The organism is Coleofasciculus sp., assembly GCF_046539235.1.
In the GTDB taxonomy this organism is placed as follows: Bacteria; Cyanobacteriota; Cyanobacteriia; order Cyanobacteriales; family Coleofasciculaceae; genus Coleofasciculus.
Genome location: NZ_JBKHHI010000208.1, coordinates 1 through 11,371 on the forward strand (window position 1 = coordinate 1; position 11,371 = coordinate 11,371).

Below are 11,371 nucleotides of genomic sequence, written 5' to 3' on the forward strand. Positions count from 1 at the left end.
TCCTCACCGATAACCTATCAACAAAACCCGCCCTCCTCACCAATAACATTTCAACCCAACCCGCCCTGATTCATCAGCACGCCCTGAACCTAGTCCAAGGCTCAAAAAAGGGCAAATTTAGTACATTATTTTACTGTTTTTTTCAAGATTCTAGCATCGATTTCAATGACTGAACTGGTATTCTAGGTGGAAACTATTATAAATAAAACTTTTAAGTTGAAAGTTTAAAATTTAATTTTATAAATGTTATGGGATTTTGACCGGGCAGCAGCAGTCCCTGGAAAAGCCCAATTTGACGTTGTTGTTTGGCTGTAGTATGATATATTAAGTTCTGTATACTATAATAACATAGGCTAATTGTAATTAATTTGCAAAGACACAGGCTTTAAACCCTTACTATGGCGTCATTTTTTTTCGCTAGCGTCGGCAAAAGTCAAAAAATACAAGCATACCCCAATGACAAAATTTTTTGAGCTTATTCAGAAAAAAGTTTGACAAAAAACACATTCTGTGTATACATCCATCAATCACAACAACTTGGAGGTATCTCCTTCTAAGCGATTTACCACAGTTTCCGGTAAATCCAGAAGCTTCACCAGTTCTTTATAGGCGGCTGCTTCTTGTTCATTAATAGTGGGTTCATTAGGCGTGCGGGCGCTAACATTAATCACCTCATAACCCAGCTTCAAAATTAACTCCCGTTCTTCAGGACTTTCAATTTGAGCCACCAATTCATCAATATCAACATTAGCGGCTAGATAATCCCGCAGTTCTGTTTTTAGTTTTTCCTGTTCTTCACTATCCGTCGAAAACAATTGACTCAAACGAGAGATAATTAACTCCGCTTCTTCGGGCGCTACATCCCCATCTGACCAAGCCATCGCTGCTATAATTCGCAGCAGTTTCATTTGATGGGCGCTAATCGAGAACTCTCGTCCCAAATACACTTCCACCACACGGGGGTGATTATGCACCTCATCGATACTTCCTTCACATAACACCGAACCCTCGTGCAGTACCGTTACCTTACGGGCAATCAGCCGCACAAATTCCATATCATGTTCAATCACAATAATTGAATGACTCTCGGCTAAATTGATTAGTAAGTCAGCGATATTTTCCGTCTCTTCATCGGTCAACCCAGCCACAGGTTCATCAACCAGCAATAAATCAGGGGATTGCGCCACCAACATACCAATTTCTAACCGTTGCTTTTCCCCATGGGAGAGTAAATCGGCTGGTAAATCGGCTTTGGGAACTAAACCAATTGTTTCTAATAACCCTAATACCGTGCGTTGTTCCGATGCAGCCGGACGACCAAAGAGAGTCGAAAAAACATTTTTATGGCGATTACAGACTAAATCTAAATTTTCTCGAACCGTTAGATTTAGGTAAACTCGCGGCGTTTGAAATTTACGACCAATCCCCATCTGTACAATCTTATGTTCAGATTTGCGCCGCAGATTTTGTCCTTTAAACAGAACTCGCCCCCTGGTTGGTTGGACTTTCCCCGTGATCACATCTAGAAACGTAGTTTTTCCCGCACCATTGGGTCCAATAATCACCCGTAACTCTCCAGTATCCATACTGAAGTTGAGGTTATTGAGTGCCTTAAAGCCATCAAAACTAACGGTTAAATCTTCAATGGCTAATATCGGTTGATTCATCTTGAGCAAGACTTTAGCTGACTAATGACAAAGGACTAATGACAATGATATTTACTAGAATTCCCTGTTCCCTGTTCCCTAAAATTAATGACTAATTTCCTCTCGTTCTCGCTGCACCTCTGGGTCTTCTTCTAAACTGGGATAGGTAATCACTTCTTTACGCTTACCGAATAAGCTGAGTAACCCCTGATAACCGGAATCCCGCCACCAACCCACAATTCCACTCGGCAATACCGTCACCACCAGCAAAAATAATCCCCCTTGGAAAAATAGCCAACTTTCGGCAAAGTTTTCACTTAAAATACTTTTGGCAAAATTGACCAGCAGCGCCCCTAGAATAGCCCCCACCAGTGTGGCACGCCCACCAACCGCCACCCAAATCACCATTTCAATCGAAAAGGCAATATCCATGGCCTTCGGTGAAACAATCCCCGTTTGCAGCGTGAACATCGCCCCTGCGATTCCTGCCAACGCCGCAGAAATACCAAAGACTAACACCTTAAATCCGGTGGGATTGTACCCCGAAAACCGCACCCGATTTTCATCATCGCGAATCGCCACCAGCAAGCGCCCAAAACGCCCCTGAGTCAGCCAGCGACATAAGGCATAAGAGACAACCAGCAACAGGATTGTGATAGTATAAAATATAAACTGGGTGCGGGTGGCATTCACATTAGCACCCAGTAAGGTTTGGTAATGGGTCAAACCATTTGTACCGTTAAATAGTTTCTGTTGACCATTGAAAAAATTGAAAAATACAATCGTAGCCGCTTGGGTGAGGATAGAAAAATAAACGCCCCGAATCCGGTTACGAAAGACAAGATAGCCAAACAAAGCCCCGACGATAGCCGGAATAATAATTATGGCAAATACGGCAAATCCAAAGGAATCAAAGGGTTGCCAAAACCAGGGCAATTTCTCCACACCATAGAGACTCATGAATTCTGGCAAAGTATCGCCTTCCAAGGGGGCTAATTTCAAGTGCATGGCCAACGCATAACCGCCCAACGCGAAAAAAATGCCATGACCCAGACTCAAGAGTCCGGTATAGCCCCAAATCAAATCAATTGCCAAAGCTGCGATCGCCAATGCCAAAAATCGCCCCAACAAGCTCAGGCGAAAGTCAGACAACGCCAGGGGAAACACAATAATCAGCAGCAGGGCGATTAGAGTAACCACACCCACTTCAATCAGTAGAGATCGACGACGCTTGCGCCGTCGGTCTAGTCCGGGAATTTCAAGTACAGAGTCATTGGTCATTGGTCATTGGTCATTGGTCATTGGTCATTCGTCATTTGCTTCCGCCCTGAGCGTAAGCCGAAGGGTCATTCGTTATCCTAAAACTGCCTTAATTACTCCCTTTTTGGCTGAACTCTTTTGTTCCTTGTCCCTTCTGCCTTCTGCCTCACAATTCATAAGACCGTCCTTTCTGTGGGAAAATACCGCCCGGTCGAATTTGTAGGAAGATAATAATTAGGGCAAACACCATCACCTTTGCCATACTGGTGGTGGCAAAAAAGGTAAACAAATCAAATAACGGCTCAATGGGCTGAAAGAGCAAAGCCAATATTCCCGAACCAATCAGGTAATTAATCGTACCAATCGCTAACGCCGCCACAATCGAACCCACTAATTTACCAACGCCGCCAACCACCACCACCATGAACGTATCAACGATATAGTTCTGACCGGTATTCGGGCTAACTGAACCCAGCAAACTAATCGCACAACCTGCAACCCCAGCTAAACCTGAACCAATAGCAAAGGTTAACGCATCAACCTTACCCGTAGGAATACCCAAACAAGCGCTCATACTCCGATTTTGAGTTACAGCGCGAATCCGCAATCCCCAAGCTGAACGCTGTAAGAATAGGTAAATACCCGTGATGCAAAGAATCGTTAACCCAATAATAAATAATCGGACATAGGATAACTGAAAGCTACCTTCGGGTAACTCCACCAGCCACCCTCCCCGCAACCAGGTTGGCGCGGTGACATCAACACCTTGAGTGCCAAACCAAGGCTTAGTTAAGCCTAGCTCGAATGTTTCACTCAAAACCTTGCCAATCGTAAAGACAATTCCCAGGGATAATACCACCATTATCGGAATTGCCCAACTACGAATCCTCGGAAAATCTGCCCGACGAGACAGCACCCACAGCGCCCCAAAAAACAGCAGGCAAAATAGGGCAATCCCAATTGCCATCACCCAATTTACGCTACGGATAAACTGCTGCAAAATGAGGCTAACGCCCCAGGTTGCTAACAAGGTTTCCAGGGGACGCCCGTATAGAAAGCGGATGACACCCCGTTCCAGAACCAATCCCACCAGGGCGGTTACCAGAAACGCGATCGGTACGGCAAATAGGATATAGGTTTCAAACCAAGGTTCCCCCAGAGACTTGAACCCATTTTGGACAACAAAAGTCGTATAAGCACCCAGCATCATCAACTCCCCGTGTGCCAAGTTGATCACACCCATGAGTCCGAACACAATGGCTAATCCCAGCGCTGCAATTAATAAAACAGCGCCAATACTGATACCGCCATAGAGACTATCTAAAAGTCCTGCTAGCACAATTTTTTACGTTGATTGTTGATTGTTGATTGTTGATTGTTCATGGTTCCGCCTCCCGTAAATTATTCTCTCCCTCATCACCTCATCTCCCAGATGTAGCCGGCTACGTCTCTACAAGATCCCTCATCTACCTGTTCCCTGTTCCAAAGGTTATATGTCTTTTAAATTGTATTTACCACCCTTGTTAGGATCAGACCAATCACAACCTAATCCCTTAGTATCGGCAACAAATTGATTCCAGGGAATGGGTTCAACAGCCGCTTCCGTCTCGTTGACAATTTCAAACAAACCATCCTCTCTCACTTTGCCAATCCGTACCACCTTCGAGAGGTGATGGTTAGGATTCATGGTGACAATCCCTTCTGGGGCTTCAAATTTCTGACCATAAGCCGCTTTGCGAACAGCTTCTAAGTCATCAGCCGTTCCCGCTTGTTCGACCGCTTGCTTCCACAAGTAAACGCCAATGTAGGCAGCTTCCATCGGGTCATTGGTCACTCGGTCTTCACCATATTTTGCCTTAAATGCCTTGACAAATTCCTGGTTTTGTGGAGTATCAACCGTTTGGAAATAGTTCCACGCCGCATACTGATCTTTCAGGTATTCTGTACCAATTGCCTTGACTTCTTCTTCAGCAATACTCACCGACATAACCGGATACTTATCAGGGGTCAAACCCGCACCCTGTAGCTGTTTGAAGAAAGCCACATTACTATCCCCGTTGAGAGTATTAAAGATAACGCCCCCCTCTGGTAACGCCGCACGGATTTTAGTAATAATTGGGGTAACTTCCGTATTTCCCAGAGGCAAGTAATCCTCACCAACAGTTTCGCCACCCAGTTCTGCAAGCTGTGCTTTAATAATTGTATTAGCGGTACGAGGGAACACGTAGTCAGAACCAATCAGAAAGAATTGTTTGCCCTTATTCTCCAGCAACCAATCCACGGCTGGCTCAATCTGCTGATTCGGAGCAGCGCCTGTATAGAAGATATTGTTAGAACACTCCTGACCCTCGTACTGCACAGGATACCAGAGTATATGTTTTTTCTCTTCAAAGACGGGCAATACCGCCTTGCGGCTAGCCGACGTCCAGCAGCCAAAAACGGAAACGACCTTATCTTGGTCAATTAGCTTTCTGGCTTTCTCCGCAAACGTGGGCCAATCCGAGGCACCATCTTCCACAATCGCTTCAATCTGCTTACCCAGGACACCCCCAGCGGCGTTGATTTCCTCAATGGCGAGTTGTTCGGCATCCACGACGCTTTTTTCACTAATTGCCATTGTGCCACTGAGGGAATGGAGAATCCCGACTTTTATCGCGTCACCATTACCACCAGCCACCGCCGAGTCAGAGGTTGTCGCCTCTCCTGTGGTATCCGGTGCTGGCGGCTCACTACAGGCTTTGAGGAGAATACTGGTGCCTAATGTGGCGGAGCCATAGATCAAAAATTTGCGTCGCCCTAATCGTCTAACCATTTGTATAAATATTCCTCGGCTAATTCCGTGCGTTGATAGAGATAAACAAGGTTAAGCTGTGATATTAGAGCCAGCTCATCCGAGTGATTGTTATTTTTGATACAAAATGGCGAGACGGGGCAGATGGAGCAGATGGCTCAGATGACTGCGCTGTAGGGTCACCATCCTTGCGCCCATTCGGGAAGATAGCTGAGATGGGGAAATCCGAAAAAAAGTTGAACACAAATTAAAAGTTGTGCTAGTATTGATAACTGTGAACGAAATGGGTCGATGCCCGAGTGGTTAATGGGGGCGGACTGTAAATCCGCTGGCTTTGCCTACGTTGGTTCAAATCCAACTCGGCCCATCACATGACTCTAATTTTTAGAGGGTATGTGTACTAGAAGCGTCCATATAAATATGCCCGTGTAGCTCAGTGGTAGAGCACACCCTTGGTAAGGGTGAGGTCACGAGTTCAATCCTCGTCACGGGCTTTTTGATCAAGAGGCAGAAGGCTCCAAGGCAGAAGGCAGGTAAACTTTGGATAGAGGATACTATCGCCGCTCGCTGTGTAGCAACATGTTTAAACGCATCTGGAATCGCCTTTTTCAAGTCATCATCGTGCTTCTGGGGTTGTGGCTAGCCTGGGATTTGCTGGCTCACCTGGTTGCGGAAATTTTATGGTTCATTGAGCTTGACTATTTATCAGCGTTTTGGTTGCGCTTACTGACTCAGCTAGGTTTGTGGGCGTTTGTGGGTTGCTTATCCGCCGGATTTTTACTCAGTAACTTGTTTCTCGCCAATCGGCTAAAGTATCCCGCCGCCATCGCCAAGGAGATGGGTAACCCCACGAGGATACCTCCGGGGACTACTCAACTCAATCCGACGATACCAATGACTCCTACACAAAACTCCACACCCTTCAACATTCAAAAGGGAGCGTTAGCGCTGAGGTTAGGATTACTTTTACCACTCGTACTATGCCTCGACGTAATCGTGGGGGTAATGCTACTACATTACGGCGAAGTAGTTATCTCCCTTTGGCAACCTGATTTTAATTTGCCCAGTGTAACGCCACCCCTACCGCCTCCTTTTGATTGGAGTTCCATAGGAAGTGTAGTGCTACAGTTGCTGGCACAAATTATACAACTCATTGTTTTAGTTATCATTGTCATCGCATTGGTGGTTAATTCCCAATTCTGGTTAACGGCGATGGCTGTTGCTTTTCCCGTGGTTTTTGCCTTAGTGGTATCAGGACAATGGGGCAGGATTTTGCAGTATTTACAGCCAACCGCCTTTAACGCGAATGACCCTTTATTTGGCACGGATATTAGTTTCTATGTCTTTAAACTTCCAGTGTGGCAACTATTGAACTTTTGGCTGGGGGGGCTGTGTCTGTTTGGTTTAGTCGCCGTAACCTTAACCTATTTGGTATCTGGAAATAGCCTGTCTCATGGGCGGTTTCCCGGATTTTCTGCTCATCAACTTTATCATTTACATGGATTGGGTTCCGTGGCGATGGCGACAGTGGCGTTCCATTATTGGCTATCGCGCTATGAACTGCTGTATTCCACTCGTGGCGTTACCTATGGTGCTAGTTATACCGATGTTAAGGCGCAGTTACCGATTAATACAGGGTTAAGTGTTTTCGCCCTGGGGATTGCTTTATTTTTACTCCTGAGACCGATAATCGGGTTTAAGTCGCTGCACAGGAGTGGCAAGGGAACACTCTCCCTACTGGGATTGTATGTGATCATGGTCGCGATCGCAGGCTGGCTAATTCCGGCAACGGTGCAACGGTTTGGCGTGCAGCCGAATGAATTGGAAAGGGAACGCCCCTATATTGAACGCAGTATTGCCCTGAGTCGAGCGGCGTTTGATCTTGATAGTATTAATGTGGAAATCTTTAACCCCGAAGGCGAACTCACCAGTACTAATTTAGATGAAAATATTTTAACGATTCGCAATATCCGCCTCTGGGATACTCGCCCCATCCTGCAAACTAATCGTCAGCTACAACGTATCCGCCTCTACTACGAATTTCCCGACGCTGATATTGACCGCTACAGGCTACCCTTAGAAGTCAGTGGTGTTTCCCCTTCTTTTAATGGAGAAGAGGGCGATGAATTAGAAGCAGAAGACACAGAGATTTCCTTAACCGTACCAGCACCCGGTTTCACCCTTGAAAAGCAACAGGTGATTATTGCACCAAGGGAATTATCCTACGAATCGGTTCCCGAACAAGCCCAAACCTGGGTGAACCAACACTTAGTTTATACCCACGGCTATGGCTTTACCATGAGTCCCGTGAATCGGGTGGGGAGTGGAGGATTACCTAACTATTTTGTTAAAGATATTGGCACCGGTGCTGATCCCGGTGTTGGTGGAGATTTATCCACCTCTAGCAAACTGATTCGCGAAAGTATACCCATTGGGGCGCCCCGAATTTACTACGGACAACTCACGGAAAATTATGTGATGACTCCCACCAATGTTCAGGAATTCGATTATCCCAGTGGTGAGGATAATGTTTACAATACCTACGATGGCGATGGTGGGGTCAGCATTGGTTCACTATGGCGCAGGCTATTGTTTGCTGAGTATCTCAAAGACTGGAAAATGCTGTTTACGGACAACTTTACGCCAGAAACTAAGGTATTATTCCGTCGCAACATCAATCAACGAATTCGGGCGATCGCACCGTTCTTGCACTATGATCGTGATCCGTATATTGTCAGTGTTAATCCTCAGGGTGGGGAAACAGAAGCGGATCAAACCTATCTTTACTGGATTGTTGATGCCTACACCACCAGCGATCATTATCCTTATTCTGACCCTGGTGATAATGAATTTAACTATATCCGCAACTCGGTTAAAGTCGTCATTGATGCCTATGACGGCACTATTACATTCTATGTCGCCGACCCCGACGACCCAATTATTCAAACCTGGACAAAGGTTTTTCCCACGCTATTCCAACCTCTAGAGGCCATGCCTCCGGCGCTGCGGCGTCATATTCGCTATCCGGTAGACATCTTCAGTGTCCAGTCTGAACGGTTACTCACCTATCACATGACTGACCCCCAAGTATTTTACAACCGAGAAGACCAATGGCGGATTCCCCAGGAGATTTACGGCGGGGAGTTGCAACCCCTGGAACCGTACTACCTGATTATGAAACTGCCAACGGCTACGAATGAAGAGTTCATTCTCCTCCATCCCTTTACACCTCAGGCACGTAATAATTTAATTGCTTGGTTGGCAGGTCGTTCCGATGGTGAGAATTATGGTAAATTACTTTTATATCAGTTTCCTAAACAAGAACTGATTTACGGACCTGAACAAATTGAAGCCTTAATCAATCAAGATCCGGTAATTTCTCAGCAAATTTCGCTGTGGAATCGTCAAGGTTCACGGGCGATTCAGGGGAATCTGTTAGTGATTCCGATTGAGCAATCCTTACTATATGTCGAACCACTTTACCTGGAAGCCGAACGCAATAGCCTGCCTATTTTAGCGCGGGTAATTGTTGTTTATGAAAATCGCATCGTTATGGCGGAAAGTTTAGAAAAGGCGCTGGAGGGAATCTTTCAGCAACTTGAACAAGAACCCGCCCCCACGATTATCCGTCCCCTAGAGGAACCAGCTGTGCCGTTAGAAGGAGGGTGAAAAAGGCAGAATGCCGATGAAAAAAGTACCCAAGTTCAGATAGCAAAGGCTAGTCTGTAAGTAGTCAGACTTTCATTAAAGTTAACAGTTGAGATTAGGGAACAGGCAACAGGCTTTAATCATTTTCTGTCTCTCTCCCTTCAACCTAACCCAAACAGCGATTGCCTTCGGCACAAGAAGATAGCTTATCGCACTAGGATAGCTGCTCTATGTTTTCGTAGAGGGTTTCAATCGCGCAGACAAAGTTGATACTGGTAAATTCGATGGTATCACCTGCTCGATAAATTTGAGGAACCCATAGGTTATTAGACTTGCGCTGAAATTGTTCAACCAGAATTTGCTTTTGGTGGATCAAAATGTATTCTTCAAACTCTGTGATCGTTTTGTAGTCGGAAAATTTATCGCCGCGATCAAACGCTTCAGTAGAGTCTGATAATACTTCAACAATCAGTTTGGGATGGAGAATAAAGTCTTCGTTTGAAGCACGATCGCGCTGATCACAGGTTACAGCCAGATCGGAGTAATAGAAGAGGTTTAAAGCTGGCAGACGAACTTTCATATCCACGGCATAAGAAATACAGCCTGTGCCACGCAGATGATTTACCAATAGAGCCGAGAGATTTCCGGTGATGATGACATGGGCTTTACTGGCTCCTGCCATGGCGACGAGTTGACCTTGAAGATACTCGTGCTTGACCGGACTGATGCGTTCGATGTTTAAATATTCTTCTGGCGTGAAGTACGCATGACGGGTGCCAATGAACATAGTTGCCTTTCCCCACTCCAGTGGTGGTGTATTGCCAAAGAACGTTGGAGGAATCCCCTCTTAATCTTAGGATATGCGATCGCACCCCTTGTGATGGATGAGCCGCCACTTACAATAGTGCATTACGCTTCAGGTTGCTTCGCTACTCCACCTTACAAGCGCGATCGCACTTATTCGTCAACCCCATCCAAACGCGATCACACTTCCCCCCTCAACCCAATCCAAAGAGCGATTGCCTTCGGCACAAGAAGATAGCTTATCGCACTTCATCCCAACCCTAACGCGATTGCCTTCGGCACAAGGTCGCTTATCGCACTCTATTCCCAAATCTTATCACCACGCGATCGCCTTCGGCACAAGGGTCGCCAATCACCCATACTTGTAATTGAGGATAACGTTGCAACATCTGTGTGCGATACACCAGGGGGATATGTTCATCCAGGAGATATTTAATTGTCATCCAGTAACCTCTACGCATTTTTTGGGTAGGGCTTTATCATAAAGAAATATATACACCTATAGCCTCAATGGGTAAACATTGAATTGTAACGTGAAAATAGAAGTTATTGTTCCGGATGAACTATTGACAACTCGACCCGAACTAAAGCCAGAGGACTTGCGGCGGCAAATCTTACTCTCAACGTTGGGTTCTTTATACCAATCCGGTGATATTTCAGGTGGATGGGCTGCCAAAGTCATGGGTTGTAGTCGTTGGCAGTTTTATCAGTTGCTGTCTGACTCGGGATTCGCCGTGATTGATTACCCAGAGGAGGAATTAGAACGCGAGGGAGAGGTGAGTGCGGTTTGGTATGAGCAGGGGGAAACACATTGAAGACTGTTGTTAACAGTACCCCCTTAATCGCCCTATCTATTACAGGTTATCTATTTCTGCTAAATCGACTCTTCAAGGAGGTGGTTGTGCCTGTCTCGGTTTATGAAGAAGTAGCATTACAGGGAGAGAAACGTCCAGGTGCTGAGGCGGTTGCTCAAGCCAATTGGTTAGTGATTCAAGCGCCAGAGCGTTCTTTGTTATTATCGGCTGAATTAGTGCAACTTGATCGGGGTGAACAGGATGTTATATTACTGGCTCAGGAAATTAAAGCGGACTGGGTTTTGATTGATGAGAAGTTAGCTCGACGGGTTGCTATTAGTTTAGGTTTGCAGGTTAAGGGAACCTTAGGAGTGTTGCTAATTGCCTATCGAATGGGTCTGATTTCTAAGGCAGCATCAAGACAAGCG

General features: G+C 45.8%; 10 protein-coding genes and 2 tRNA genes. 6 read left to right on the forward strand and 6 right to left on the reverse strand.

Annotated features, from left to right (window positions below):
- Positions 1-527: 527 nt before the first annotated feature.
- From urtD to urtA, 4 genes are all read right to left on the reverse strand, one after another.
- The gene (gene urtD, locus ACLFWI_RS17890; RefSeq protein ID WP_446414042.1) at positions 528-1,667 is read right to left on the reverse strand and encodes an urea ABC transporter ATP-binding protein UrtD; all 1,140 of its coding nucleotides are present in this window, start codon (positions 1,665-1,667) and stop codon (positions 528-530) included.
- Positions 1,668-1,751: 84 nt separating this feature from the next.
- Entirely contained in the window at positions 1,752-2,927 is a 1,176-nt protein-coding gene (urtC, locus tag ACLFWI_RS17895; protein ID WP_446414043.1) for an urea ABC transporter permease subunit UrtC, read from the reverse strand.
- 145 nt (positions 2,928-3,072) lie between these two features.
- Positions 3,073-4,245, reverse strand: a complete 1,173-nt coding sequence (gene urtB, locus ACLFWI_RS17900; protein WP_446414044.1) for an urea ABC transporter permease subunit UrtB — start codon at positions 4,243-4,245, stop codon at positions 3,073-3,075.
- 150 nt (positions 4,246-4,395) lie between these two features.
- Positions 4,396-5,718 (reverse strand): urea ABC transporter substrate-binding protein, encoded by a 1,323-nt coding sequence (urtA, locus tag ACLFWI_RS17905; protein ID WP_446414045.1) that lies wholly within the window; start codon positions 5,716-5,718, stop codon positions 4,396-4,398.
- Between the two features lie 264 nt (positions 5,719-5,982).
- On the opposite strand from urtA, the gene ACLFWI_RS17910 reads away from it, so the two are divergent.
- From ACLFWI_RS17910 to ACLFWI_RS17920, 3 genes are all read left to right on the forward strand, one after another.
- Positions 5,983-6,064: transfer RNA gene (locus ACLFWI_RS17910), tRNA-Tyr, on the forward strand.
- 55 nt (positions 6,065-6,119) lie between these two features.
- Positions 6,120-6,191 (forward strand) — tRNA-Thr (locus ACLFWI_RS17915).
- A gap of 85 nt (positions 6,192-6,276) precedes the next feature.
- Positions 6,277-9,366, forward strand: a complete 3,090-nt coding sequence (locus ACLFWI_RS17920; RefSeq protein ID WP_446414046.1) for a UPF0182 family protein — start codon at positions 6,277-6,279, stop codon at positions 9,364-9,366.
- A gap of 193 nt (positions 9,367-9,559) precedes the next feature.
- Here the strand turns inward: ACLFWI_RS17920 and ACLFWI_RS17925 are convergent, their stop codons facing one another.
- A complete protein-coding gene (locus ACLFWI_RS17925) occupies positions 9,560-10,132 on the reverse strand; it encodes a Uma2 family endonuclease (protein WP_446414047.1) in 573 nt (190 codons plus the stop codon).
- On the opposite strand from ACLFWI_RS17925, the gene ACLFWI_RS17930 reads away from it, so the two are divergent.
- Entirely contained in the window at positions 10,112-10,387 is a 276-nt protein-coding gene (locus ACLFWI_RS17930) for a hypothetical protein (RefSeq protein WP_446414048.1), read from the forward strand. The genes ACLFWI_RS17925 and ACLFWI_RS17930 overlap by 21 nt on opposite strands.
- A 52-nt stretch (positions 10,388-10,439) precedes the next feature.
- On the opposite strand, the gene ACLFWI_RS17935 is transcribed toward ACLFWI_RS17930, so the two are convergent.
- Entirely contained in the window at positions 10,440-10,592 is a 153-nt protein-coding gene (locus tag ACLFWI_RS17935; RefSeq protein ID WP_446414049.1) for a hypothetical protein, read from the reverse strand.
- 90 nt (positions 10,593-10,682) lie between these two features.
- Here ACLFWI_RS17935 and ACLFWI_RS17940 point away from each other — a divergent pair, with 90 nt between their 5' ends.
- Both ACLFWI_RS17940 and ACLFWI_RS17945 read left to right on the forward strand, forming a co-directional pair.
- Positions 10,683-10,964: a UPF0175 family protein gene (locus tag ACLFWI_RS17940; protein ID WP_446414050.1), complete on the forward strand. Its 282-nt coding sequence runs from the start codon at positions 10,683-10,685 to the stop codon at positions 10,962-10,964.
- Positions 10,961-11,371 (forward strand): DUF3368 domain-containing protein (locus ACLFWI_RS17945; RefSeq protein WP_446414051.1); only part of this gene is annotated, 411 nt, incomplete at its 3' end. The genes ACLFWI_RS17940 and ACLFWI_RS17945, both read left to right, overlap by 4 nt.

Coding starts and splice junctions, on each gene's coding strand:
- ACLFWI_RS17925 (WP_446414047.1), bottom strand. CDS start 10,132: ATGTTCATTGGCACCCGTCATGCGTACTTCACGCCAGAAGAATATTTA.
- urtD (WP_446414042.1), bottom strand. CDS start 1,667: ATGAATCAACCGATATTAGCCATTGAAGATTTAACCGTTAGTTTTGAT.
- ACLFWI_RS17930 (WP_446414048.1), top strand. CDS start 10,112: ATGACGGGTGCCAATGAACATAGTTGCCTTTCCCCACTCCAGTGGTGG.
- urtC (WP_446414043.1), bottom strand. CDS start 2,927: ATGACCAATGACTCTGTACTTGAAATTCCCGGACTAGACCGACGGCGC.
- ACLFWI_RS17935 (WP_446414049.1), bottom strand. CDS start 10,592: ATGACAATTAAATATCTCCTGGATGAACATATCCCCCTGGTGTATCGC.
- ACLFWI_RS17920 (WP_446414046.1), top strand. CDS start 6,277: ATGTTTAAACGCATCTGGAATCGCCTTTTTCAAGTCATCATCGTGCTT.
- urtA (WP_446414045.1), bottom strand. CDS start 5,718: ATGGTTAGACGATTAGGGCGACGCAAATTTTTGATCTATGGCTCCGCC.